General features: G+C 64.5%; 23 protein-coding genes and 1 tRNA gene. 8 read left to right on the top strand and 16 right to left on the bottom strand.

The window, feature by feature from the left end:
• Positions 1 to 4 precede the first annotated feature (4 nt).
• The 8 genes from AC56KL_RS00585 to AC56KL_RS00620 form a co-directional block, all read right to left on the bottom strand.
• A complete protein-coding gene (locus tag AC56KL_RS00585; RefSeq protein WP_497178934.1) occupies positions 5 to 349 on the bottom strand; it encodes an integration host factor subunit alpha in 345 nt (114 codons plus the stop codon).
• A gap of 180 nt (positions 350 to 529) precedes the next feature.
• Positions 530 to 2956, bottom strand: coding sequence for a phenylalanine--tRNA ligase subunit beta (gene pheT, locus AC56KL_RS00590; RefSeq protein WP_497178217.1), 2427 nt, complete (start codon positions 2954 to 2956; stop codon positions 530 to 532).
• A 29-nt stretch (positions 2957 to 2985) separates the two neighbouring features.
• Complete coding sequence (gene pheS, locus AC56KL_RS00595) at positions 2986 to 4017, bottom strand: phenylalanine--tRNA ligase subunit alpha (RefSeq protein ID WP_497178218.1); 1032 nt, start codon at positions 4015 to 4017, stop codon at positions 2986 to 2988.
• 130 nt (positions 4018 to 4147) lie between these two features.
• Positions 4148 to 4507 carry a 50S ribosomal protein L20 gene (rplT, locus tag AC56KL_RS00600; protein ID WP_027865360.1) on the bottom strand — a complete coding sequence of 120 codons (360 nt, stop codon included), beginning with the start codon at positions 4505 to 4507 and terminating at the stop codon, positions 4148 to 4150.
• A 30-nt stretch (positions 4508 to 4537) separates the two neighbouring features.
• Positions 4538 to 4735 (bottom strand): 50S ribosomal protein L35, encoded by a 198-nt coding sequence (rpmI, locus tag AC56KL_RS00605; RefSeq protein ID WP_026354218.1) that lies wholly within the window; start codon positions 4733 to 4735, stop codon positions 4538 to 4540.
• Positions 4736 to 5057: 322 nt separating this feature from the next.
• Complete coding sequence (gene infC, locus AC56KL_RS00610; protein ID WP_497178935.1) at positions 5058 to 5579, bottom strand: translation initiation factor IF-3; 522 nt, start codon at positions 5577 to 5579, stop codon at positions 5058 to 5060.
• Between the two features lie 46 nt (positions 5580 to 5625).
• Positions 5626 to 7536 carry a threonine--tRNA ligase gene (thrS, locus tag AC56KL_RS00615; protein ID WP_497178219.1) on the bottom strand — a complete coding sequence of 637 codons (1911 nt, stop codon included), beginning with the start codon at positions 7534 to 7536 and terminating at the stop codon, positions 5626 to 5628.
• Positions 7537 to 7880: 344 nt separating this feature from the next.
• Positions 7881 to 7957: transfer RNA gene (locus AC56KL_RS00620), tRNA-Val, on the bottom strand.
• A 133-nt stretch (positions 7958 to 8090) separates the two neighbouring features.
• Here AC56KL_RS00620 and AC56KL_RS00625 point away from each other — a divergent pair.
• On the top strand, positions 8091 to 9011 hold the full coding sequence (locus AC56KL_RS00625; protein ID WP_497178936.1) for a cation diffusion facilitator family transporter: 921 nt from the start codon (positions 8091 to 8093) through the stop codon (positions 9009 to 9011).
• Positions 9012 to 9080: 69 nt separating this feature from the next.
• Positions 9081 to 10049, top strand: coding sequence for an NAD(P)/FAD-dependent oxidoreductase (locus AC56KL_RS00630; RefSeq protein ID WP_497178220.1), 969 nt, complete (start codon positions 9081 to 9083; stop codon positions 10047 to 10049).
• A gap of 166 nt (positions 10050 to 10215) precedes the next feature.
• Here the strand turns inward: AC56KL_RS00630 and AC56KL_RS00635 are convergent, their stop codons facing one another.
• The 6 genes from AC56KL_RS00635 to AC56KL_RS00660 are packed head-to-tail and all read right to left on the bottom strand — an operon-like array spanning position 10216 to position 16161.
• Entirely contained in the window at positions 10216 to 10848 is a 633-nt protein-coding gene (locus tag AC56KL_RS00635) for a hypothetical protein (RefSeq protein ID WP_497178221.1), read from the bottom strand.
• Positions 10845 to 11777, bottom strand: a complete 933-nt coding sequence (locus AC56KL_RS00640) for an MlaD family protein (protein ID WP_497178222.1) — start codon at positions 11775 to 11777, stop codon at positions 10845 to 10847. Before AC56KL_RS00640 ends, AC56KL_RS00635 begins: the two co-directional genes overlap by 4 nt.
• 25 nt (positions 11778 to 11802) lie before the next feature.
• Positions 11803 to 12609 carry an MlaE family ABC transporter permease gene (locus AC56KL_RS00645; protein WP_497178223.1) on the bottom strand — a complete coding sequence of 269 codons (807 nt, stop codon included), beginning with the start codon at positions 12607 to 12609 and terminating at the stop codon, positions 11803 to 11805.
• Positions 12610 to 12666: 57 nt separating this feature from the next.
• On the bottom strand, positions 12667 to 14934 hold the full coding sequence (locus AC56KL_RS00650; protein ID WP_497178224.1) for a RelA/SpoT family protein: 2268 nt from the start codon (positions 14932 to 14934) through the stop codon (positions 12667 to 12669).
• Positions 14935 to 14942: 8 nt separating this feature from the next.
• On the bottom strand, positions 14943 to 15293 hold the full coding sequence (locus AC56KL_RS00655; RefSeq protein ID WP_497178225.1) for a RidA family protein: 351 nt from the start codon (positions 15291 to 15293) through the stop codon (positions 14943 to 14945).
• A gap of 31 nt (positions 15294 to 15324) precedes the next feature.
• Positions 15325 to 16161: an alpha/beta fold hydrolase gene (locus AC56KL_RS00660; protein ID WP_497178937.1), complete on the bottom strand. Its 837-nt coding sequence runs from the start codon at positions 16159 to 16161 to the stop codon at positions 15325 to 15327.
• A 218-nt stretch (positions 16162 to 16379) separates the two neighbouring features.
• Here AC56KL_RS00660 and AC56KL_RS00665 point away from each other — a divergent pair, with 218 nt between their 5' ends.
• The 3 genes from AC56KL_RS00665 to AC56KL_RS00675 are packed head-to-tail and all read left to right on the top strand — an operon-like array spanning position 16380 to position 18601.
• Positions 16380 to 17174, top strand: a complete 795-nt coding sequence (locus tag AC56KL_RS00665; RefSeq protein WP_497178226.1) for a 3-hydroxybutyrate dehydrogenase — start codon at positions 16380 to 16382, stop codon at positions 17172 to 17174.
• A 22-nt stretch (positions 17175 to 17196) separates the two neighbouring features.
• Positions 17197 to 17577, top strand: coding sequence for a hypothetical protein (locus AC56KL_RS00670; protein WP_497178227.1), 381 nt, complete (start codon positions 17197 to 17199; stop codon positions 17575 to 17577).
• Between the two features lie 58 nt (positions 17578 to 17635).
• Entirely contained in the window at positions 17636 to 18601 is a 966-nt protein-coding gene (locus AC56KL_RS00675) for a nitrilase family protein (protein ID WP_497178228.1), read from the top strand.
• Positions 18602 to 18729: 128 nt separating this feature from the next.
• Here AC56KL_RS00675 and AC56KL_RS00680 read toward each other — a convergent pair whose 3' ends face one another.
• Complete coding sequence (locus tag AC56KL_RS00680) at positions 18730 to 18957, bottom strand: hypothetical protein (RefSeq protein ID WP_497178229.1); 228 nt, start codon at positions 18955 to 18957, stop codon at positions 18730 to 18732.
• A gap of 552 nt (positions 18958 to 19509) precedes the next feature.
• Here AC56KL_RS00680 and AC56KL_RS00685 point away from each other — a divergent pair.
• Positions 19510 to 20811, top strand: a complete 1302-nt coding sequence (locus tag AC56KL_RS00685) for a dicarboxylate/amino acid:cation symporter (RefSeq protein ID WP_497178230.1) — start codon at positions 19510 to 19512, stop codon at positions 20809 to 20811.
• A 61-nt stretch (positions 20812 to 20872) separates the two neighbouring features.
• Here the strand turns inward: AC56KL_RS00685 and AC56KL_RS00690 are convergent, their stop codons facing one another.
• A complete protein-coding gene (locus tag AC56KL_RS00690) occupies positions 20873 to 21841 on the bottom strand; it encodes an IS1595 family transposase (protein WP_497178231.1) in 969 nt (322 codons plus the stop codon).
• A 201-nt stretch (positions 21842 to 22042) separates the two neighbouring features.
• Between AC56KL_RS00690 and AC56KL_RS00695 the strand changes: the two genes are divergently transcribed.
• Both AC56KL_RS00695 and AC56KL_RS00700 read left to right on the top strand, forming a co-directional pair.
• Positions 22043 to 22450 (top strand): BlaI/MecI/CopY family transcriptional regulator, encoded by a 408-nt coding sequence (locus AC56KL_RS00695; protein ID WP_497178232.1) that lies wholly within the window; start codon positions 22043 to 22045, stop codon positions 22448 to 22450.
• Positions 22447 to 23709 (top strand): M56 family metallopeptidase, encoded by a 1263-nt coding sequence (locus tag AC56KL_RS00700; RefSeq protein WP_497178233.1) that lies wholly within the window; start codon positions 22447 to 22449, stop codon positions 23707 to 23709. Before AC56KL_RS00695 ends, AC56KL_RS00700 begins: the two co-directional genes overlap by 4 nt.
• The last annotated feature ends 37 nt before the right edge of the window (positions 23710 to 23746 follow it).

The following is a 23746-nucleotide window of genomic DNA, read 5'->3' on the forward strand; positions in this document are numbered from 1 at the left end:
GGTTTCAGGCAGCACGGGCCAGCGAGTTGCGTGGGGGACTAGTCTCCTCGACCATTCCCTTGAGCTTCTGACTTGCGTGGAAAGTCACGACGCGGCGCGCCGTGATGGGAATCTCTTCCCCGGTTTTCGGGTTGCGGCCCGGCCGCTGCGGCTTGTCGCGCAACTGGAAGTTGCCGAAGCCCGACAGCTTGACGGCCTCACCGCGCTCGAGCGCGTTGCGGATCTCGTCGAAGAAGGTCTCGACCATATCCTTGGCTTCGCGCTTGTTCAGGCCGACCTGCTCGAACAGCAGCTCGGCCAGCTCGGCCTTGGTCAGGGTCGGCAGGTTCTTCTCTGCTTCCTTCCGCATCCGCGCCACTTGCGTCGCGCGATGCAGATCGGCCGCCAGTGCTTCCTGGAACACGACCGAATCAACGTCGTTGTTATTAATTTTGAAGCCCTACCTTCAAGAAAACGATGTTTTGGAACGGTGTACGACGCTCGACCGGCGGCCCTTGGGACCTCCGGTAAAGCACCGCAGTGCACTCACTTATGCACGCAGCTTTGCGCCGACTTTTTCTTGTGCTGCCCGGGCCACGGCCGCCATGATGGCGTCCACCGCGTCGTCCTGCAGCGTCGATTGAGTATCTTGCAAGCCAAAGCGGAAAGCAAGGCTTTTTTCATCCGTCTCCAGGCCCTTGCCGCGGTATTCATCAAACAAAACAACGGCTTGCACGATCTTGCCAAGAGGATTCGAGGCGATCTCGGCGTGGAAGGCGTCCAGCACTTCCTGGGCCGGCACGCCCTGCTTCACCACCAGCGCGAGGTCGCGCGTGGCGCCCGGGAACTTCGAAATCTCGGTGTAGGCCGGCACGCTGCGCTGGCGCAGCGCATCGGCATCGACCTCGAACAGCACCGGCGCCAGCGGCAGGTCGTACTTTTGCAGCCAGCGCGGATGCAGTTCGCCGATGAAGCCGATTCCAGCGCCGTCGAGTTCGACGAGGGCGCTGCGCCCCGGGTGCAGCGCCGGGTGCTCGCCCTTCACGAAGCGCAGGACACGCGGGGCAAACAGGGCTTCCAGGTCGGCCTTGAGGTCGAAGAAATCGACCGGGCGGGCCTTCTCGCCCCACTGCTCGTCGTTGACCGGGCCGTAGGCCATCGCGGCGACGCGCTTGGGCTGCTCGAATCCGGCGACCGACAGCGGGCCATCCTGCACCTCGGGATTGCGCGCGAAGACGGCGCCCACTTCGAACACGCGCACGCGGCCGGCCTTGCGGTTGACGTTGTAGCGCACGTTGGCGACCAGGCTGCCGACCAGGTTCGAGCGCATCACGCTCATCTGGCTGGCGATCGGGTTCTGCAAACGGATCGGGTCCGTGTTGGCCGCGAAGTCCTGCTCCCACTGGGCTTCCACGAAGCTCATGTTCACGGTTTCCTGGTAGCCCAGGTCGGCCAGCTGGTGGCGGATCGCGAACAGCGAGCGGGTGTTCTCCGGCTCGACCAGCATGCTGCTGGCCGCCACCGGCGGGTTGGCCGGAATGTTCTCGAAACCGTACACGCGCGCCACTTCCTCGATCAGGTCTTCCTCGATCTCGATGTCGAAGCGGTAGCTCGGTGAGGTGACCTGGAACACGCCATCACTGTGGGTAAAAGGCAGCTGCAGGCGGGTGAAGATGTCGGCCACGAGCGCGTCGCTCAGGGGCACGCCGATGACCTTGGCGGCGCGCGCCGTGCGCATGGCGACGACCTTCGGCTGCGGCACGTTCACCACCTGGTCGTCCACCGGGCCGACGCGGGTAGCGTCGGTGCCGCAGATCTCGACGATCAGCGCGGTGATGCGCTCGATGTGCTCCACCGTAGTGGCATGGTCGACGCCGCGCTCGAAGCGGTAGGCCGCATCGGTCGAGAAGTGGTACTTGCGGGCGCGGCCCTGGATGGCGTTCGGCCACCAGAAAGCGGCTTCCAGGTAGATGTCGGTCGTGTCCAGGGTGACGGCGGTGGCATCGCCGCCCATGATGCCGGCCAGGGATTCGATCTCCTTGTCGTCGGCGATCACGCCGACCCACTCGTCGACCTCGACGGTATTGCCGTTCAGGAGCTTCAGGCTTTCGCCCTTCCTGCCCCAGCGGACGTCCAGCCCGCCGTGGATCTTGGCCAGATCAAACACGTGCGAGGGGCGGCCGAGTTCGAGCATGACGTAGTTCGAGATGTCGACCAGGCTTGACACCGAACGCTGGCCGCTGCGCTCGAGGCGCTGGACCATCCATGCCGGGGTCGCGGCGCGCGCATCCAGGCCGCGGATGACGCGGCCCGAGAAGCGGCCGCACAGGTCCGGGGCCGAGATCTTCACCGGCAGGGTCTCGTCGAGATTGACGGCGACCTGCCTGGTGGTCGGCACGTGCAGCGGGGCGCCGGTGAGCGCTGCGACTTCGCGCGCCACGCCCAGCACCGACAGGCAGTCGGCCTTGTTCGGGGTCAGCTTGATGGTGAACTTCAGGTCGTCCAGGCCGAGATAGTCGCGGATATCGGCGCCCACCGGGGCGTCCGCCGGCAGTTCCATCAGGCCGCTGCTTTCTTCGCTGATCCTGAGCTCCTTGGCCGAGCACATCATGCCCTGCGACTCGACGCCGCGCAGCTTGCCGACCTTGATCGCGAAAGGCTTGCCGTCCGCGCCCGGCGGCAGCACGGCGCCGGCCTTGGCGCAGATCGCCTTCATGCCGGCGCGCACGTTCGGCGCACCGCACACGATGTTGAGCAGGGTGCCGGTACCCACGTCGACCTGGCAGACGTTCAGGCGGTCAGCGTCCGGATGCTTGGCCACTTCCTTGACTTCGGCCACCACCACATTGGTGAACGGCGGCGCGACCGCTTCGACTTCTTCGACTTCGAGGCCGGACATCGTCAACAGGTGGGACAGTTCGTCCGAGCCCATGCCCGGATTGACCATGGAGCGGAGCCAGTTTTCAGAGAATTGCATATTCTTTGTCTTCTTCTAAGGTCGACGGTTCAATTGAACTGCTTGAGGAAACGAAGATCGCCCTCGTAGAACAGGCGCAGGTCGTTGATCCCGTAGCGCAGCATGGTCAGGCGCTCGAGGCCGGAGCCGAATGCGAAGCCGATGAACTTTTCCGGATCCAGCCCGAAGTTGCGCACTACGGTCGGGTGCACCTGGCCGGCGCCCGACACCTCGAGCCAGCGGCCCTTGAGCGGTCCGCTGCCGAAAGCGATGTCGATCTCGGCCGACGGTTCGGTGAACGGGAAGTAGGACGGACGGAAGCGCACCTGCAGGTCGTCGGTCTCGAAGAAGGCCTTGACGAAATTCAGGTACACGCCCTTGAGGTCGGCGAAGCTGATGTCCTCGCCGATCCACAGGCCCTCGACCTGGTGGAACATCGGCGAATGGGTGGCGTCGCTGTCGACGCGGTAGGTGCGGCCAGGTGCGATCACCTTGATCGGCGGCGTGTGGGTGCGCGCGTAGCGCACCTGCATCGGGCTGGTATGGGTGCGCAGCAGCAGCGGCTTCCCTAGGCTGTCATTGCCCTCGATGTAGAAGGTGTCCTGCATCGAGCGGGCCGGATGGTTTTCCGGGCTGTTCAGCGCGGTGAAGCAATGCCAGTCGGTTTCGATCTCGGGGCCGTCGGCCACGTCGAAGCCGATCGAGCGGAAGATCTGCTCGACGCGCTCCCAGGTGCGCATCACCGGGTGGATGCCGCCTTTCGCGCGGCCGCGGCCCGGCAGCGTCACGTCGATGCTTTCCGCGTTCAGGCGGGCTTCGAGCTGGGCATTGGCCAGGGCGTCGCGGCGGGCAGTCAGGGCCCCTTCGATCTGTTCCTTGGCCGCATTGATCAGGGCGCCTTGCGCCTTGCGCGCGTCGGGGTCGAGCTTGCCCAGGCCCTTCATGAGGTCGGTGATTTGCCCGGTCTTGCCCAGGTATTTGGCTTTGGCGTTTTCGAGCGCAGCGGCGTCCGGGGCGGCGGTGAAGTCTGCCTGTGCCGAAGTCACGAGTTGTGACAGCGCGAGATCTTCCAGCGATTGCATGCTTGGTCTTTTCCTGTTTGGGTGGTGGCAGGAGCCACAATCAAAAACGGGGCACATGGTTGATTACCGTGTGCCCCGCTCTTTTTGCGCAAGGTTACCCTCGCGCTGGTCTTGCTAGCTAACTGACTGATTAGGCAGCCAGCTTGGCCTTGGCGGCGGTGACAATCGCGGCGAATGCCGGCTTGTCGTGCACTGCCATGTCGGCCAGGACTTTACGGTCCAGTTCAATCCCGGACTTCTTCAGGCCGTTCATGAACGCGCTGTAGGTCATGCCGTGCGAACGCGATGCCGCGTTAATACGGGTGATCCACAGTGCGCGGAAGACGCGCTTCTTGTTACGACGGTCGCGGTAGGCGTACTGGCCAGCGCGCATGACTGCTTGCTTGGCAATACGGAATACCTTGCTGCGACGGCCGCGGTAACCTTTGGCAAGTTCAAGGACTTTCTTGTGACGGGCACGTGCAGTAACCCCACGTTTTACTCGAGGCATATTAGCTCCCTTTGTAGATGATTAGTGAGATTAAGCGGAAGGCATCATGCGGTAGACGCTGGTCACGTCCGACGCATTGATGTTACGGGTGCCGCGCAGTTGACGCTTGTTTTTGGTGGTCTTCTTGGTCAGGATGTGACGCTTGAACGCCATACCCGACTTGACGGTACCACCCGGACGCACGCGAAAACGCTTCTTCGCGGAGCTTTTGGTCTTCATTTTTGGCATAGTATTCTGCCCTTTTATGGACAGCCTCTATACGACAGGATTGCAGGTGGCGGCAACGCCGCTCTTGGATGCCTGCTTTCACTTGTCTTGCAGCCGACGCCACTGCCTGTCGACTACAACCTGCTTTTTGAAAAACAGGAACCGCAGATAATAGCACAGGTTCGCAGGGAATTGTTGACGCCGGGACCCGCTTCGACAGGCACACGACACACGCCGGGCTCAAGATGCACAAACGAACACGGGCCGGGTCCGCGCTCCAGCTTGCGCTGGAACCCGAACCCGGCCCATTCATCTGACGGTGAGCGAAAGTCGCCCTGAAGAATTACTTCTTCTTCTTCGGCGCAACCACCATGATCATCTGGCGACCCTCGAGCTTCGGGAACTGCTCGACCTGGCCGACTTCTTCCAGGTCGGTGCGCAGGCGCTCGAGCATGCGCATGCCGATGTCCTGGTGCGCCATTTCGCGGCCGCGGAAGCGCAGCGTGATCTTCGTCTTGTCGCCCTCTTCCAGGAACTTGATGAGGTTGCGCAGCTTGATGCTGTAGTCGCCTTCATCGGTGCCCGGACGGAACTTGACTTCCTTGATCTGGATGATCTTCTGCTTCAGCTTGGCTTCGTGCGCCTTCTTCTGCTCGGAGTACTTGAACTTGCCGTAGTCCATCAGGCGGCAGACTGGCGGGACCGCGTTGGGCGCGATTTCCACCAGGTCGACGTTCTTTTCCTCGGCGAGGCGGAATGCTTCCGCCAGGCTCACGATGCCCAGCGGTTCGTTTTCCACACCGTTGAGGCGCATTTCGGGATGGGTGATTTCGCCGTTGATGCGATGCTGTTTGTCAGTAGCTATGTTGTTTCCTTTGAAAGTATGAAAGTAGACCGGCGCTTAGTGTAACTCACTTCGCCTTGGCGGCGACTTCGCCCACCAGGCGCTCCACGAGCGCGTCGACCGGCATCACGCCGAGGTCGACATTGCCGCGGGCACGCACGGCCACGGTGTTTGCTTCACGTTCTTTATCGCCAACAACCAGAATGTACGGCAGTTTTTGGACAGAATGCTCGCGAATTTTATAAGTAATCTTCTCGTTCCGCAAATCAGCGTGAACGCGCAGGCCTGCCGCGCGCAGCTTTGCTTCGACCTGCTTGACGTAATCGGCTTGCGCGTCAGAAATATTCAAGACCGCAACCTGGACCGGCGCCAGCCACAGCGGCAGCGCGCCGGCATAGTTTTCGATCAGGATGCCGATGAAGCGTTCCATCGAGCCGACGATCGCGCGGTGCAGCATGACCGGCACCTTGCGGGTGTTGTCTTCCGCGACGTATTCCGCGCCGAGGCGGCCCGGCATCGAGAAGTCGACCTGCATGGTGCCGACCTGCCACGGGCGGCCCAGGCTGTCCTTCAGGTGGTACTCGATCTTCGGGCCGTAGAAGGCGCCCTCGCCCGGCAGCTCGGTCCACTCGACGCCGCAGGCGCGCAGGGCCGAACGCAGCGCCTCTTCCGCCTCGTCCCACACTTCGTCGCTGCCGATGCGGCTTTCCGGACGCAGGGCGAGCTTGACTTCGATGTTGTTGAAACCGAAATCGTCGTACACCTGCATCGCCTGGGCGTGGAAGGCCGTCACTTCCGCCTCGATCTGCTCTTCGGTGCAGAAGATGTGGCCATCGTCCTGGGTGAAGCCGCGCACCCGCATGATGCCGTGCAGCGCGCCGGAGGATTCGTTGCGGTGGCACTGGCCGAACTCGCCGTAGCGCAGCGGCAGGTCGCGGTAGCTCTTCATGCCCGAGTTATAGATCTGTACGTGGCCCGGGCAGTTCATCGGCTTCAGGGCGTACGAACGGTTTTCGGAATCGGTCGTGAACATGTTTTCACGGTAGTTATCCCAGTGACCGGTCTTCTGCCACAGGGTCACGTCCAGGATCTGCGGCGCCTTGACTTCGTCGTAGCCGTTGACCTGGTACTTCTTGCGCATGTACTGCTCGACCTGCTGCCAGACGGTCCAGCCTTTCGGGTGCCAGAAGATCAGGCCCGGCGCCTCGTCCTGGAAGTGGAACAGGTCCAGTTGCTTGCCAAGCTTCCTGTGGTCGCGCTTCTCGGCCTCTTCCAGCATGTGCAGGTACTGTTCCTGGTCTTCCTTCCTGGTCCAGGCGGTGCCGTACACGCGCTGCAGCATCTCGTTCTTGGCGTCGCCGCGCCAGTAGGCGCCGGCCAGCTTCATCAGCTTGAAGACCTTCAGCTTGCCCGTCGAGGGCACGTGCGGGCCGCGGCACAGGTCGGTGAACCCGCCCTGCTCGTACAGCGACACGTCCTCACCCGCCGGAATCGACGCGATGATCTCGGCCTTGTAGGCTTCGCCGATCGACTTGAAGTAGGCGACGGCTTCGTCGCGCGGCAGCACCTTGCGGGTCACCGCCTGGTCTTTCTTGGCCAGTTCGGCCATCTTCTTCTCGATCGCGGCCAGGTCGTCCGGGGTGAACGGGCGCTTGTACGAGAAGTCGTAGTAGAAGCCGTTCTCGATGACCGGACCGATGGTGACTTGCGCTTCCGGGAACAGCTCCTTGACGGCGTGGGCCAGCAGGTGGGCGGTCGAGTGGCGGATGACATCCAGGCCGTCCGCATCGCGGTCGGTGACGATCGCCAGGTCGGCGTCGGACTCGATCAGGAAGGAGGTGTCCACCACCTTGCCGTTGACCTTGCCGGCAAGCGCGGCCTTCGCCAGGCTCGGTGCGATGTTCTGGGCCACCTGGGCGACCGTCACCGGGCCTTCGAATTGACGGCTGGAACCATCCGGAAGTCGTACGTTCAGCATGTTGATCTCCATTCGGCGCCACACGCGCCCGCTAAGAATTGAAAAATCTGAAACTTGAAAATTCGGGACGAAAAAAAACGCGCACCAGGCGCGTTTTCTTCAGTGTTGTCGAGCTTCTTTGGACAAAAGACCACCGTACCGCGTCTAGCGATTCCCCCACAACATAGTCGTAGTTCGCGGTGTCATAACCGTCGGTGCCTTTCTCGCTCTTACAGTGCGAGGCTCAACGGAGCTACTGCGCGTTGCATTTCCGGTTTGCGATGCTCACCGTACTAAAGTACGGCTGCGCTTCTCAACCAGAACTGCCGCCGCTCGCTACGCTTCTTTGAGCCTCTTGTGAATTCTGGTGGGCGGTGCAGAATTCGAATCTGCGACCCCTTGGATGTCGACCAAGTATTCTAACCAGCTGAACTAACCGCCCGATGCCGCCATTATAGGGATTGCACACGGCATAGGCAAGGCTTGTCACGGAAAAAGTTTCCCGGCGAGCTCGCCTGCAACGGGCGCCCGGCTTTGCTTTACACTGGAGCCTTGTCTGAATCGCCACATTCATGATGCCTGCCGAACATTCTGCCGACCACCTGCACGCCCACCTCGACGGCGACGCCCGACATACCCACGTGGTCGAAGGCCGCAGCCAGGCCGCGCTGGCGCTGGCCCTCGGCCTGACCCTGCTGTTCGCCGTCATCGAAGTCGTCACCGGCTTCATCTCGAATTCCCTGGCGCTGATCTCGGACGCCGGCCACATGGTCACCGACGCCGCCGCGCTCGGCCTGGCCCTGCTGGCGCAGGCGATCGCCAAGCGCCCGCCGTCAAGCCGCCACTCCTTCGGCTTCGTGCGCGCGGAAGCGCTCGCCGCCTTCGTGAACAGCCTGGCCATGCTGGCGCTGGTCGCCTGGATCGGCTGGGAAGCTGCCCAGCGCCTGCTGAGCCCCGAGCCGGTCCAGGGCGGCGTGGTGCTGGTGGTGGCCGCCATCGGCGCGGCGATCAACCTGCTGGTGGCCTGGGTGCTGTCGCGCGGCGAAGCCAGCATCAATACCCGCGCCGCGCTGGTCAACGTCATGGGCGACCTGCTCGGCTCCCTCGCGGCGATCGCGTCCGGCGCCATCATCTACTTCACCGGCTGGGTGCGGGTCGACCCGATCCTGTCGCTGTTCGTGGCCCTGCTCATCCTGCGTTCCACCCGGGGCATCCTGCGCGAGTCCTACCACGTGCTGATGGAAGGCGTGCCGCACGAAATCGACTACCTGGAAGTGGGCGCCGACCTGAAGGCCGTCCAGGGCGTGCTGGACGTGCACGACCTGCACGTATGGGACATGTCGCCCGGCCACCCTGCGCTCATCGGCCACCTGGAAATCGCCAGCCTCGACCAGTGGCCGGCCGTGCTGGCGGCGGTGCGCGCCATGCTGCGCGATAAACACGGCATCGACCATGTGACCCTGCAGCCGGAGGCGGCCGGCGGCAAGTCCTTGTAAGCCCTCTCTTACCCACGGCAGGCGGGCGCGCCGATACGCGCCCCGCGGCGCCGGCAGCATAATCGGGTCATGGATTGCGACCGCACAGTATTCGACACCCTCATCATTGGCGGCGGCCCGGCCGGACTCACGGCCGCTGTCTACCTGCGCCGCTTCACCCGCCACGTGGCGCTGGTGGACAAGGGCAATAGCCGCCTTTCCTGGATTCCCGTCTCGCACAACTACCCCGGCTTCCCGGAAGGGATCAATGGCGTGCAGCTGCTCGAGAACCTGCGCGCCCAACTGGCCAACTATGGCGGCAGCGTGATGCAGGGCGAGATCCTCGACCTGCGCCTGGAAGACGGGGTCTTCGTCGGCGACTATACCCCGCCGGACGGAGGCGAGCCCTGCCAGATCCGCGCCCTCACGGTCCTGCTGGCTACCGGCGTGGCCGACGCCGGCATGCCGGTCGAACGCTGGGACGAGGCGGTGCGCTGCGGCGCCGTGCGCCTGTGCCCGGTGTGCGACGGCTGGGACGTGATCGACAAGCGGATCGGCGTGGTCACCTCGGAGGTCAATCCGGTCGGCCACGCGCTGTTCATGCGCACCTTCAGCGCCGACGTGCTGCTGTTCGAGCGCAGCGCTCCCTCCGCCATCAACGACGAGGAGCGCCAGCAGCTGGCGGCCGCCGGCGTGCGCCTGGTCGAGTCGCCGCTGGCCGGCGTGACCATGAGCGACGACATGAAGCCGATCCTGCATACCAGGGACGGCGAGGATTATCGCTGCGACGTGTTCTACCCGATGCTGGGCGAGAATGCGCGCTCCGACCTGGCGTCCGGGCTGGGCGCCGAGACGGTGGAGTGCGCGAAGCTGGCGGTGGACGACCATTGCCGCACGAAGGTAGCGGGGCTGTTCGCGGTAGGCGACGTCACGCGCGGCCTGAACCAGATCGCGGTGGCGACCGGGCAGGCGGCGCTTGCGGCGACCACGATCCACAACATGCTGCCGTGGGCGCTGCGGCCGGCGAAGGAGGCGCTCACCCATGCACAGCCTGGCTGATCCTGGGGAGGCGCAACGCCGGTTTGTCCTCATGTAGGGTGGTCGGCTATTGCCGACCGCGCGTCCAACTCAAAGAGGCGCAGCCACTGAACATGACGAAGCCGAACGCGCGGTCGGCGCAGCCGACCACCCTGCGAAAGCCGGCCTGGCTGTCTTTGTCGTTTTCCTAGCCCTGGCCTGACGCCAGCGCGATCCGCCTGCGGATGCGCTGCACTTCCTGCGCATTTCCCGCCGCCTCCGCGCGCTGCGCCTGTACCCCCAGCCAGGCCAGCAGCGGACGGCGCCAGCCCTGGTTCGACGCCGTATCGATGGCCTGATTGATTACTTCCGGCGTGATGCGTCCGGCCTTGAAGGCCGCGCCAGCCGCCACCAAACGCGCCAGCGGGTCGGCCACACCGGCGACCTGCCCGGTGGCGAGCACGGGACGGTGCTGCTCGGGCAGCGCCGCGGCATTCACACCCTGCCAGCGGCCATACAGGTAGTCCGCATAAGCACGCTGTTCCGGGGTGGCTTCTCGGGCCAGCACCGCGTAGCCGGGGCAGTCGTCGAAGTCGAGGCTGGCCACGCGGGCCGCGCAACGCACCAGCTCGACCTGGGCCACGTAGTCGGGCCGGCCGGTGGCGCTGGTCGCCGTGCGCGCCGTGCGGAATCCCGCGTCGGCGGCGCCCGTATGGCCTTTCAGGTAGTCGTCCACCGAACCGTCGAGGGCGCCCTTGGCGTCCGCCTGCCAGTCGGGCGGCAGGGGTTTGCTGGCGCAGCCTGCCAGCAGGGCCACAAGGAGGACAGGGAAGATTCTCATGGCAGCTTGATCTCCTGGTTGCTGCGGGCAAAAGGCCAGTTGCGGTTGATCTCGTCGACCAGGCGGTTCACCTTGCGCAGGCTGGCGTCGACCTCGCCGCGCAGCGCGCCCAGGTCCTGGGTGGCCACGCGCGCGTTGGCGCCGACCGCCTGGGCCTCGACCAGCACCGCATCGACCTTCTTGAGCGTGGTGCTGGCGTCCTGCAAGACCACGTGCAGCTGCCGGATCGCGGCCTGCGTGTCGTCCATGACGCCGTTCCTGCCGTAGACGCGCTGCTCGGTCTTGCCGAGCAGGGAGTTGATGCGGTCCAGCGCCTCGCGCAGGCGGCGCGCCTCGGCATCGCCGCCCATCACGCCGCCCAGCACGCCGCCCGGACCGTTCATGCGGCCGGTCAGCGCGTTGACGTTGGCGAGGCTGGCGTTGATGTCCGACCCCACCGACGTCATGCTTTCCAGGTTTTCCAGCAGCGAACGGGCGGTGGCGACCATGCGCGGGATCTCGGCCGAGACGTCGCCGCGCAGCACCGAACGCACCGCCCCCGGCGGCAGCGGCGGATCGGTCAGCACGCCGGTAAAGGCGCGCAGGCGGGTTTCGCCGACGATGCTCGACTCCAGCGTGAAGACGCTGTTGGTGCGCAGCCACTTGGCGTCCTTGCTCTGCACATCGACCAGGATTCGCACCTTGCCCTCGGGAGAAAGCTCGACCTGGCTCACACGCCCGATCGGAAAACCGGCGAAGGTCATGTCCATGCCCGGCATGACGCCCGAGGAATCGTCGGCCTCGAGCACCAGGCGCTGGGTCGGCTCGAACACGCCGCGGGCGTGCATCACGTAGCCGATGAAGGAAACGACCAGGATGCCGATCGACACCAAGAGGATCATGGCCTTGAGTTCGACGTGTTTCGGTTCGTCCGGCAGCGGTTCGGTCATGGGCTTCCTTGTGTTCTTGTCGGGTTCAGATGTATTTCAGCGCCAGCGAGGCGGCCTCGATCAGCAGCAGCACGAACAGCAGGCGCAGCGCGCCCGGCTGGACGGTGAAGTTGACGCGGCGCGGGTAGCGCTGCAGTTCGAGGATGGCGGCGGTGGGAATCAGGGCCACGGCCAGGCCGAACAGGACGGTCTTGAGCACGAAGCCGATCGTCACCGCCGGCGAGAACACGCGGCCGACGGTGCGGGTGTAGTCGTTCACGCCCCAGGGCAGCAGGCCGTAGACGTTCAGGTAGGCCAGCACCAGCACGATGGTGCTGGTCACCATCGCCAGGCTCAGGACCGCGAAGGAATTGGCCAGCAGCTGGGGCACCATGTCGCGCCGCATGCGCCGCATGGCCTCCTCGCCCGCGGCCTGCGGCGACATGCCGGCGCGCGCCAGGCCCAGGGCCGACACGTCGAAGGCCATGCTGGCGCGCAGGGCCACGAACATGGCGGCAGAGAGGGGAATCAGTTCCAGCACCAGCACCCGCACCACCATCTCCAGGGCGAAGTGCGACAGGCCGTAGCTCTTGGCCGTGACCAGCACGATGCGGATGATGACGAGGCTGATCAGGGCCGAGGCCAAGGCGAACCAGGGCAGCACCTGCCAGGTGCCGGCATGGATGTAGCGCGCCGCGGCCAGGCGGTTCTCGCGCTTGTAGGTCGACGGGGACAGCGCCATCACGATGGCGATGGCGCCCAGGTAAATCATGTACCACCAGCTGCGCAGGTAGCGGGCAAGGGCGAGGCCCCACAGGCGCGGGTTGGCGTAGAGGTTGACGGTTCGGCGCATGATGTCAATATGATACAAATTTTAATGGATGTGCTCGTTTTTTGTATCAAATGGATACTACTGCCTCCTCGCCTCCATCACCCCCTTCACCTCCCCGATCGCCCCCAGCGCCTTCTGCAGCTGTCCGGTCGACCCGATCTCCGCCGTGAACACCATGCGCGCCTGCCCCTTGCTGCTCTGCGTATTCACCCCGATCACATTGATCTTCTCGCGCATGAACACGTCGGAGATATCGCGCAGCAGTCCTTGCCGGTCCATCGCCAGGATGAACAGGTCGACCGGATACACGGTCTCCTGTCCGGCCGAGCCCCATTCGGTCTGGATTACCCGCTCCGGCGCCTTGGCGCGCATCTCGGCGAAGTTCTTGCAGCTCAGGCGGTGGATCGAGACGCCCTTGCCGCGCGTGACGAAGCCGCAGATCGGGTCGGGCGGCGCCGGTTTGCAGCACTTGGCCAGCATCGTCATCAGGCCCTCGGTGCCGACCACCAGCACGCCGGACTTGGCGCCCTGCTCCACGCTCGAGGCGCGGCTCTTGTAGACCACCGCTTCGTCCACTGGCGGCGGCGTTTCCACCGTGTCGTGCAGGGCCGCTTCCACGTGGCGCAGGCTGAACTTCTCCTTGCCCACCTGGATGAACAGCTCGTCCACCTTGGCAAAGCCCAGCTTGTGCGCCAGCGTTTCCAGGTTGACCGCGGTCTTGCCCTCGCGCTGGAGCGATTTTTCCACCAGCGCCCGGCCTTGCGCCAGGGTCTCGGCCTGCTCCTGGGCGTGGAACCAGGCGCGGATCTTCGACCGGGTGCGGCTGCTGACCGTATAGCCGGGGCTGAGCCAGTCGCGCGACGGGCCCGCGCTGCCCGCCGGCCCCTTGGCGGTAATGATCTCGCAGGTCTGGCCATTGCGCAGCGGCGTATTCAGCGGCACCATCACGCCATCGATCTTGGCGCCGCGGCAGCGGTGCCCGACCTCGCTGTGCAGGTGGTAGGCGAAGTCGATCGGCGTCGCGCCCTGCGGCAGTTCGAGCACGCGCGCCTGCGGGGTCAGCACGAAGATGCGGTCGTCCAGCGTGGCCGCCTTGAGCTTCTCGACCCATTCCTTCTGCAGCTCGTCCTGGCCGGCGACCACGTCGGCGACGTCGCTCTTCCAGGCCAGCAGCTGGCGCAGCCAGGCGATCTTCTCGTCGTACTTCTGGCTCTTGAAGCTCGACCCGCCCTCTTCCTTGTAGCGCCAGTGGGCGGCGATGCCGTACTCGGCGAAGTTGTGCATGTCCTGGGTACGGATCTGCACTTCCAGCGGCCGCCCGTCCTCGGCAGTGACGACCGTGTGCAGCGACTGGTAGCCGTTCGGCTTGGGACGCGAGATGTAGTCGTCGAACTCCTTCGGGATCGGGGTCCAGATGTTGTGCACGATGCCGAGCACCGTGTAGCAGGTCTTGACGTCGTCGACGATCACGCGGAAGGCGCGCACGTCGTACAGCGAGGAGAAGTCGAGCTCCTTGCCGCGCATCTTGTTCCAGATGCTGTAGATGTGTTTCGGCCGCCCCGACACCTCCGCCTTGATGCCGGCATCGCGCAGCTCGTTCTCCAGGCGGTCGATCGAGGACTGCACGAAGCCTTCGCGCTGCATGCGCTTCTCTTCGAGCATCCTGGCGATGCGCTTGTAGGTGTCCGGCTCGATGAAGCGGAAGGACAGGTCCTCCAGCTCCCATTTCAACTGCCAGATGCCGAGCCGGTTGGCAAGCGGCGCATAGAAGTCGAGCACCTCCCGGCCATAGGCGCGGGTGACCTCGTCGAAGCGCTTCTGCTCGGCGAAATAACGCAGCGTGGTGGCGCAGGACGCCAGGCGCATCAGCACCACGCGCATGTCGGAGGCCATCGCCAGCAGCATCTTGCGCAGGGTTTCGACCTGGGCGGCGGCCTGCTGGGCCGCGTTCTTGCCCGCCGCGTTCTTGCCCACCGTCTTCGCGCCTGCGATCTGCTCCTTGCCGGCCGTGAGGTCGCGCAGCTTGACCAGCTGGTAGACGCCCTGCACCAGGCTTGATACTTCCTTGCCGAAGCGCTCCTCGAGCGAGCCCGCCACCGCCGGGTCCACCATCGCCAGCTCGAACAGCAGGCCGGCGATGCGGGTCTCGGCGTCGGTGCTCAGGTAGCACAGCGTGCCGGCGACGCCGAGCGAGAACTCGAAGGCGTTCTGGCCCGCCGCCGTGCTGCGTTCGCCGTACATGGCGCCGGCGTAGTCGAGCGCGGCCTGGACCCGTGCGCAGTCGTCCGCGCCCAGGCCCTGATTCAGACGGCTGATGGCGTCGCCGAGGAGAACACTTGATACCATCTAGGGGTTCAGCGCAGTGCGGCGGTGATGCAGACCTCGACCAGGCATGCGGGGTTGGCAAGCCTGGCTTCCACGGTGGCGCGCGGCGGGGTGTGGCTCTGCGGCACCCACTCGTCCCACACGTTGTTCATGCCGGCGAAATGCTCCATGCTGGAGATGAAGATCTGGCACATCAGGATGCAGGACTTGTCGCTGCCGGCTTCGTTCAGCAGGCGGTCGACGTGGCCGAGCACTTCGCGCATCTGGCCCTCGATGTCCTGGGTGGTGTCCTCGGCGATCTGGCCGGCCAGGTAGACGGTGCCGTTATAGATGGCGGTTTCGGACAGGCGCCTGCCCACGTGAAGTCGTTTGATTTCCATAGCTGCTTTCTTTATAAAACGTGGCGGATGCCTATGCTCCGCCGACTAAAAATTCTCGTGCGATCGCCATCTGGTCGGCCCGGACAAAAGTGGGCGCATGCCCCACGCCGGGAATCTCGACCAGCCGCGGCAACGGTCCGCGCCTGCACATTTCCTCGGCCGTCTCGCGCGACAGCAGGTCGGACTGCTCGCCGCGCACCAGCAGGGTCGGGCAGCGGATCGCATCCCAGGCCGACCACAGGGCGGCCTGGTCGCCGGCCGCGCGGTCCGGCGTGATGGCGCGGAAAGGCTGGGCCAGGCCCAGGTCGTAGTGGCGCACCCACTGGCCGTCGGGGTCCTGGCGCAGCACGTCGCTGGCGAGCTTGTGCCATTCTTCCTCGGTGTGCGGGCCGAAGGACATCGACACGGCTTTCACATAGGCCGCGCCGGTATCGAAGTCGGGGAAGCGGATGTCCTGGCCGATGTACTCGCCGATGCGGGCGATCGCGCCCTGGTCCAGCACCGGGCCGATGTCGTTGAGGACCAGCCTGCGGATCGGGCTGTCCTCGAGCGAGGCCAGTATCATGCCGATCAGGCCGCCCATCGAGGTGCCGAACCAGTGCACGCCGGGGCTGTCGTCCGCATCGTCGTCACCCTTGACGCGCGCGATCAGCGTGACCATGTCGGCGACGTACTGCGGCACCGTGTAGTACTCCGGATTGCGCAGCCGGCCGGAGCGCCCCCGGCCGACCACGTCCGGACACACCACGCGGTATTCGTCGCACAGGGCGCGCGCCAGGTGGTCGAAGTCGTCGGCCACGCGGGTGACGCCGTGCACGCACACCAGCACCTTCGGATTCGCCGGGTCGCCCCACTCCTTGTAGGCCATGCGGTGCAGGCCGGCAGGCGAACTGCACTGCACGTTTTTCAGTCTGGCTTCGCCGCTCTGCACCTTCGCCCCCGCTCCGTCGATGACAATATTGTCCAATCTTTTCAGTTTCTACTGTGGCAACGCACCATTTTACTTGGCATTGCCATTAGAATTCTACCAATTCTGAGGAAGCAACCCGCTCACCTGCAAACTCACCCACCAAACCAGAGGACACAATGAACTCCACTATGCTCAGCGGTAAAACAGCACTCGTCACCGGTTCGACTTCGGGCATCGGCCTGGGGATCGCCCGCTCGCTGGCGGAACAGGGCGCCAACATCGTGTTCAACGGCTTCGGCGACGCCCAGCAGATCGAGAAGCTTTACCTTGAAGTCGGCGCGGAGTTCGGCGTGCAGACCGCTTACCACAACGCCGACATGAGCAAGCCGGCCGAGATCGAAGCCATGATGCGTTTTGCTGCCGAGCGCTTCGGCGGCGTCGACATCCTGGTCAACAATGCAGGCATCCAGCACGTGGCCAGCGTGGACGAATTCCCTACCGAGAAGTGGGACGCGATCATCGCCATCAACCTGACCTCGGCCTTCCACACCGCCCGCCTGGCCCTGCCCGGCATGAAGCAGAAGGGCTGGGGGCGCATCATCAACCTGGCCTCGGTGCACGGCCTGGTGGGCTCGGCAGGCAAGTCGGCCTACGTGGCGGCCAAGCACGGCCTGGTGGGCTTCACCAAGGTCACCGCCCTCGAGCTGGCCCAGACCGGCATCACCTGCAATGCGATCTGCCCGGGCTGGGTGCTGACCCCGCTGGTGCAGAAGCAGGTGGACGACCGCGCCGCGCGCGACGGCCTCTCCAACGAGCAGGCCAGGAAGGCACTGCTGCTTGAAAAGCAGCCTTCGGGCGAGTTCGTCACCCCGGCGGAACTCGGCGCGCTGGCCGTGTTCTTCTGCAGCCCGGCCGGCGACCAGGTGCGCGGCGTGGCCTGGAACATGGACGGCGGCTGGGCCGCGCAGTAAGCCCGCCCGCCGTAACAGCACGATGACCGAGCGCCTCGACGAACAGGGATTGCGGGACGCCTGCCTGGAGCTGGCGCGGGTGGTGCTTGCCGCCGGCCAGCCGCAGGTGTCGAACGACATCCTCGAGACGCTGGCGGACCGCTTCTTCCGCGAAGTCGTCGACTTCGCCCCCGGCGTGGCGCGCGCCGGGCGCGATCCGAACCTCCTGACGCGCGCCGTCCACTACCTGAACGACGCCCACGCCCTGCCCCTCATGGGCACCGACATGGAATGGTTCCGCCAGGCGCTGGTGTGCCTGGTGGAGCTGGCCGTGCCGGGGATTGCCCTGTCGGACCAGGGTGGGGCCTTCCTGCGCGACGTGCAGCTCGGGATCGAGCAGTCGCTGGGGGATCTGGAAGGCTGATCCATCAAGGATAGTCTTCTAGAACTTCCGTTTATTCATTTAGTTCAGGATTCGGCAGATGATCATCCAGGCGGCATCCATCCAGTTCCAGCATATTCCCGGAGACAAGCAGGCCAACTTGCAGCGGATTACGGAGTTCGCCGCGCAGGCCGCCGCCCGCAAGATCCAACTGGCCGTATTTCCGGAGATGTGCATCACCGGGTACTGGCATGTCGTCGGCATGCCGCGCGCTGGCATCGAAGCGCTCGCCGAAGCAGTGCCGGCGGGGCCGAGCACCCGGAAATTGCTGGCGCTGGCCCGGCAATACAATCTGGTCATCGGCGCCGGACTGATCGAAAGTGATGGCGGGGCGCTGCACAACAGCTATGTCGTGGCCGAGCCCGACGGCAGTTGGCACGTCCACCGGAAGATCCACGCCTTTGAGAGCGAGCACATCACTCCGGGCGACCGCTACACGGTGTTCGACTCCTCGCTCGGCTGCAGGCTGGGCATCCTGATCTGCTGGGACAACAACCTGGTCGAGAATGCGCGCATGACTGCGCTGCTGGGCGCGGACATCCTGATCGCGCCGCATCAGACGGGCGGCACCGCATCCCGGAGCCCGCATGCGATGGGCGTCATCGATCCGGCGCTATGGCGTCAGCGCGAGAACGATCCGGAAGCGATCGAGGCCGAATTCCGCGGCGACAAGGGGCGCGGCTGGCTGATGCGCTGGCTGCCCGCGCGCGCGCACGACAACGGCATGTTCCTCGTTTTCTCCAACGGCGTGGGCGAGGACCATGGCGAAGTCCGCACCGGTAACGCGATGCTGATCGACTGCTACGGGCGGATCATCAATGAAACCTGGAAAGCGCGGGACGAGATGGTGTGCGGCGAACTCGACCTGTCGCTACTGGAACGCTGCACCGGACGCCGGTGGATACGCGGCCGCCGGCCTGCGCTGTACGGCCTGCTGTGCGAAGCGACCGGAAACGAGCTCGATCCGATAACCGCACGATTCTCGGACGCGCCTACCTCGGGCTGAATCGGCGGCGTATCAAGCTGGTCCTGATGCGTTTCAGGCGCGTATGGCTTGTCATTTGACCAGCGCCTCGCAGGCGCAGCAGCCGGTGTCGATATCCGTCCCTGGCTCGAAATGAGGTCGCGCTTCAGTCAGGAGCTGCGCCGCGACTTGCGCGCTCTGCGCTGCATTTCCAGGTACAGAAAAGCCATGATTGCACCGACTCCACCTGCAATCTCATTTCCTCTGGATACGCCAAGACTTCCCACAACATACCCGGCGACGAATGCCGAGATACTCACGACCAACAGCGCCGTCGCGAATTCAAGGCAGGAACGACGGAAGGATGGTTTTTGATCTGTCATTTTATCTTGCGTCATCGATATAGTAGCGCGGATCGGACAAAAGGTCCGACCTGCATTCCCCCTGTCGCACCAAGATACCAGCCTGCGGAACAGAAAAATCCGCCAATTGTCACAAGGGCCGAATCAGGCCCAGGGCGGACGTACAAGAAGTCCGCTTCTACCGTTGCGAGTTCAGCCCAGGCTTCATCCAGGCTTGTTCTTCCAAACAGTACGCTCCGCTGTGATGGCGATCTTCCAACGCATCATCACAAAAGGAAACCAGCCATTCGTGATAAAGGGTGGCGAGGTGTTCAGGCGGCGGCGATGCTAACAGCGTCTTCGGCAGGCAAAAAAATTCGGGCACTCATGTGGGTGGCATGACTACCGCCTTCGCCGGAGGTCACAGGCGCCAGTGGTGCGTGCTACGTCTTCGGGCGGGTAGTCGAGGAGATCGTTTCAGAAATACCACCCGATACAGGATCGACATATCAGCAAGCAAGATATAAGGCCTGCGGATATCCACAATAGATAAGGCAGCACGCTTCGGTAAAGATGGCAACACCACAAACTTCACTACGAAGCCTTGCCATGAAAAAGCCATTCTATAAAGTCCTGTATGTCCAGGTGCTGTTCGCCATCGTGCTTGGTGTGCTGCTTGGGGTGCTCTACCCCGAACTGGGCGCGAAGATGAAGCCTTTGGGAGACGGCTTCATCAAACTTATCAAGATGATCATCGCCCCGGTGATCTTCTGTACCGTCGTCGCCGGCATCGCCGGCATGCAGGACATGAAGAAGATCGGCCGCGTCGGCGGCAAGGCGCTGATCTACTTCGAAGTCGTCTCGACCTTCGCCCTGGCCATCGGCCTGGTGGTCGCCAATGTGCTCAAGCCGGGCGCCGGCTTCAACGTCGACGCCAGCCAGCTCGACGCTTCCTCGATCGCCCAGTACACGGCCAAGGCCCAGAACCAGAGCACGATCGACTTCGTGATGAACATCATCCCGACCACCTTCGTGGATGCCTTCGCCAAGGGCGACATCCTGCAGGTACTCCTGATCGCGCTGCTGTTCGGCTTCGCGCTGTCGATGATGGGCGAGCGCGGTCGTCCGGTGACGAAGTTCATCGAGGACTTCTCGCACGTGATCTTCGGCGTCGTGAACATCATCATGAAGGCCGCCCCGATCGGCGCTTTCGGTGCGATGGCCTTCACCATCGGCAAGTACGGCCTCGACTCGCTGCTGCCGCTGGCCAAGCTGATGGGCTCCTTCTACCTCACCTGCTTCCTGTTCGTGGCCGTGGTGCTGGGCTTCATCGCCCGGATGACGGGCTTCTCGGTGTTCCGCTTCATCCGCTACATCAAGGAGGAACTGCTGATCGTGCTCGGCACCAGCTCGTCGGAGAGCGCGCTGCCGGCCCTGATGCGCAAGCTCGAACGCCTCGGCTGCTCCAAGCCGGTGGTTGGCCTGGTGGTCCCAACCGGCTACTCGTTCAACCTGGACGGCACCAACATCTACATGACGATGGCGGCCCTGTTCGTGGCCCAGGCCACCAACACCGAGCTGACCCTGATGCAGGAACTGACCATCCTCGCGGTGGCGATGCTGACCTCGAAAGGCGCTTCCGGCATCACCGGCGCCGGCTTCATCACCCTGGCCGCGACCCTGGCTGTGGTTCCCACCATCCCGGTGGCCGGCATGGCCCTGATCCTCGGCATCGACCGCTTCATGAGCGAAGCCCGCGCCCTGACCAACTTCGTCGGCAATGGCGTGGCCACCGTGGTGGTGTCGAAATGGGAGAAGGAGCTCGACGTGCAGCGCATGGATGACGTCCTGCACGGCCGCGTGCCGCTCGAAGGCGAAAAGGACCTGACCCCGGTGCCTGCCGCCGCCTGACTACCCTGCACTCCTCTCGAGAACCGCATCTTCGGATGCGGTTTTTTTGGCGCTGTCAGCGCTAACTGTTGATGACCCCGATCGCAATGCGCAGCAATTGCTGCGCGGTACTCCCCCGGTCGCCATCGAGCGCGCGGCGCCAGCCCAGGTAGTTGGGCAGGTAACGCGAGGCCACCCCACGAAACCGGCTCAACCATTGCCGGAATCGCTGGTGATAGCCATTCACGTTCTGCACGTGGATGGCGCCGGCAGCGCCCCGGCGCACTCGCACGCCGGCACGCAGGTTGACCGCCTCGTGCGCGACGCCGTGCTTGCGGGCGAAGCTGCGGTACGCCGCATGCGCGTCGCTTACCAGGAGCACTTGCCGATCCAGCCTGGGTAGCAGGTGACGCTCCAGTTGCGGCGCCGTCAGCGCGCCGCGGCCCGTTACAGCGTCGACGGTCTGTCCGCTACGGTCTCTCGCTACCAGAATGCAGTCGAGCTCTCTTGAGATGCCGCGCCGACCCGCCTTGCCGCCGCGTTGGCGCGCCGGCCGGTCCAGCTTGCGCGAGCCCTTCTGCGATTCCAGCAAGAACATTTCATCGGCCTCGACGATGCCGTTGAGCTGCCGCGGCTGGTCGTCCCGGGGCCGCTGCAGGAAGCGGTGGCGCCAGCGAAATGCCGTGTTGCGGTGCACCCCGACCTGGCGGGCGCTTGCCCGCACCGACTTCGATTCGAGCATGGCGCCCAGGTAATCCAGCCATTTATCGCGCAACCGCAGCCGCGCCAGCGGTGTACCGCTCAGGTCGTTGAACGTGCGGCCGCAGGCGCGGCAGCGGTAGCGCTGCAGGCCGTTGGCCTGGCCATGCCGATGGTATCGATCACAGGCGCAACCCGGGCAGCGCCGGGCGGTGGCGCCGATCTCGGTGATGAGCGAGATCACCTGCTCGAGCCCGGCGGCCGGTTGCAGGGCCGCGAGTGTCTTGAGGCGCTGGGGGACATTCAGCGCAGGGAGTTTGGCAAACCACTTTGTGAACTGAGGCGATCGCATGCTCGTTCCCCGTCTGTCGTGACCGGTGTTCGACAGCGAATTGGCTCAGCAGTTCCTCCCTCATCCATACATAAGGTTGACAGAGCCTTTTTTTTCGCCCGTATCCGCCGCGCATAATGGAAGCGCGGCGCACGAAAGTTGTAGACAGCCGTGTCTAGACAGATTATTCTAGCCTCAGGTACCAACCATATGAGGACGCTCATGCCACGCAAACCCGACACCCCAAAGCCGACCCCGGCCGAACTCGAACTATTACAGGTGCTGTGGCCGATGGCCTCCGGCACCGCCAAGCAGGTGCACCAGGAAATGCAGAAGACCAAGCCCGAGGTCACCTATGCCACGGTGCTGCGCCTGATGCAGATCATGCACGGCAAGGGCCTGCTGGTGCGCGACGAAAGCGAACGCTCGCACGTCTACGCCCCGGCCCATGCCCAGGACTCGGTCGAGACCAATCTGCTGAAGGACCTGATGCAGCGCGCATTCGCCGGCTCGGCCAAGGCGCTGGTGCTGGCTGCGCTCAAGAGCGGCATCTCGAAGAAGGAACGCGAAGAGATCGAGCAGTTGCTGCGTGAGGATGCGCAGGAAGACCAACCGGGGGCGAAGAAATGAGCGCCGCCGACATCGTCGCCAGCGTCGGCTGGACCCTGGTTCACTTCCTGTGGCAGGGTGCGCTGATCGGCTGCGCCACTGCGGTGCTGCTGACGGTACTGAGGAACCGCCGGCCCGAATCGCGCTACCTGGCCGCGTGCACCGGGCTGTTCCTGTGCCTGGCATGGCCCGCGACCGAACTGGCCTTGCGCCTGCAAGGCAGCGCCGGCACGGGCGGCGACGCGATGGTGCTGTTCGCCGCCGGACTGGTGACCGGCTCGCCGATCGACGAAGGCTGGGGCGTCCTGCTCGCCGACCAGCTCAGCTGGATCGTCGGCACCTGGGCCGTGTGCGCCGTCGCGATGGCATTGCGCATGGTGCTGGGCCTGCTCTGGATCGGCCGCGCCGCATCCCAGGAACGCCAGGATCCCGCATGGCAGGCTCGCGCCGAGCGGCTGGCCGCGCAGTTCGGCATCACCCGTGCGGTGCGCGTGCGCGTGGTGGAGCGGCTCGGCAGCCCGATCACGGCAGGCTGGTGGCGTCCGGTGGTATTGGTGCCGGCTTCGCTCGTGTCCGGTATGCCGGGGCAGTTGCTGGAAGCCTTGCTGGCCCACGAGATGGCCCACATCAAGCGCCACGACTACCTCGTCAACCTCGGCCAGAACCTGGTCGAGACCCTGCTCTTCTACCACCCGGCGGTCTGGTGGATCTCGGGACGCATCCGCGTCGAACGGGAACAGATCGCCGACGATCATGCGGCAAGGATACTGGGCGAACCGCGGCGCCTGGCCCTGGCCCTTTCCGAGCTGGAGAAACTCCAGTTTTCAACCCACCACCTGGCCCAGGCGGCCAACGGAGGAGATCTTATGTCACGCATCAAACGCTTGATTCGCCCAGATACACAAGCATTGAACTGGAAGGCGGCCATTCCCGTCCTGGGACTGGCCGCCATGAGCGCCGCGGTGTTCGCGCATGCGGCGCCTGCCGCACAGCCGGCCAAGCCCGATACCATCGCAATCGCAAACTTCAACAGCTGCGAGCGTCCCAAGTACCCGGCCGAATCGATCGCACAGAAGCATACCGGCACCGTCTCGCTCGGCTTCCTGGTGTCGGAAAACGGTTCGGTGAAGGAATCGAAAGTCACGAAGTCGTCCGGCCATGTGGCGCTCGACGAGGCGGCGCACACCGCGCTGACGAAGTGCAAGTTCAAGCCGGCCACCGCCGAGGGCAAGCCGGTAGAATCCTGGACTGCGGTGCAGTACGTCTGGACGCTCGACTGATTGCCGCTGCCGTGCGAGGCCTGTAGACTGGCGGGGA

Source organism: Telluria sp. ZB4P34, from assembly GCF_059686055.1.

Coding starts and splice junctions, on each gene's coding strand:
- AC56KL_RS00635 (WP_497178221.1), bottom strand. CDS start 10,848: ATGAGAATCTTCCCTGTCCTCCTTGTGGCCCTGCTGGCAGGCTGCGCC.
- AC56KL_RS00625 (WP_497178936.1), top strand. CDS start 8,091: ATGCCTGCCGAACATTCTGCCGACCACCTGCACGCCCACCTCGACGGC.
- AC56KL_RS00700 (WP_497178233.1), top strand. CDS start 22,447: ATGAGCGCCGCCGACATCGTCGCCAGCGTCGGCTGGACCCTGGTTCAC.
- pheT (WP_497178217.1), bottom strand. CDS start 2,956: ATGCAATTCTCTGAAAACTGGCTCCGCTCCATGGTCAATCCGGGCATG.
- rpmI (WP_026354218.1), bottom strand. CDS start 4,735: ATGCCAAAAATGAAGACCAAAAGCTCCGCGAAGAAGCGTTTTCGCGTG.
- AC56KL_RS00645 (WP_497178223.1), bottom strand. CDS start 12,609: ATGCGCCGAACCGTCAACCTCTACGCCAACCCGCGCCTGTGGGGCCTC.
- thrS (WP_497178219.1), bottom strand. CDS start 7,536: ATGCTGAACGTACGACTTCCGGATGGTTCCAGCCGTCAATTCGAAGGC.
- pheS (WP_497178218.1), bottom strand. CDS start 4,017: ATGCAATCGCTGGAAGATCTCGCGCTGTCACAACTCGTGACTTCGGCA.
- AC56KL_RS00585 (WP_497178934.1), bottom strand. CDS start 349: ATGCGGAAGGAAGCAGAGAAGAACCTGCCGACCCTGACCAAGGCCGAG.
- AC56KL_RS00650 (WP_497178224.1), bottom strand. CDS start 14,934: ATGGTATCAAGTGTTCTCCTCGGCGACGCCATCAGCCGTCTGAATCAG.
- AC56KL_RS00690 (WP_497178231.1), bottom strand. CDS start 21,841: ATGCGATCGCCTCAGTTCACAAAGTGGTTTGCCAAACTCCCTGCGCTG.
- AC56KL_RS00640 (WP_497178222.1), bottom strand. CDS start 11,777: ATGACCGAACCGCTGCCGGACGAACCGAAACACGTCGAACTCAAGGCC.
- AC56KL_RS00655 (WP_497178225.1), bottom strand. CDS start 15,293: ATGGAAATCAAACGACTTCACGTGGGCAGGCGCCTGTCCGAAACCGCC.
- AC56KL_RS00660 (WP_497178937.1), bottom strand. CDS start 16,161: ATGGCCTACAAGGAGTGGGGCGACCCGGCGAATCCGAAGGTGCTGGTG.
- AC56KL_RS00630 (WP_497178220.1), top strand. CDS start 9,081: ATGGATTGCGACCGCACAGTATTCGACACCCTCATCATTGGCGGCGGC.
- AC56KL_RS00680 (WP_497178229.1), bottom strand. CDS start 18,957: ATGACGCAAGATAAAATGACAGATCAAAAACCATCCTTCCGTCGTTCC.
- AC56KL_RS00675 (WP_497178228.1), top strand. CDS start 17,636: ATGATCATCCAGGCGGCATCCATCCAGTTCCAGCATATTCCCGGAGAC.
- AC56KL_RS00665 (WP_497178226.1), top strand. CDS start 16,380: ATGAACTCCACTATGCTCAGCGGTAAAACAGCACTCGTCACCGGTTCG.
- rplT (WP_027865360.1), bottom strand. CDS start 4,507: ATGCCTCGAGTAAAACGTGGGGTTACTGCACGTGCCCGTCACAAGAAA.
- AC56KL_RS00670 (WP_497178227.1), top strand. CDS start 17,197: ATGACCGAGCGCCTCGACGAACAGGGATTGCGGGACGCCTGCCTGGAG.
- AC56KL_RS00685 (WP_497178230.1), top strand. CDS start 19,510: ATGAAAAAGCCATTCTATAAAGTCCTGTATGTCCAGGTGCTGTTCGCC.
- AC56KL_RS00695 (WP_497178232.1), top strand. CDS start 22,043: ATGCCACGCAAACCCGACACCCCAAAGCCGACCCCGGCCGAACTCGAA.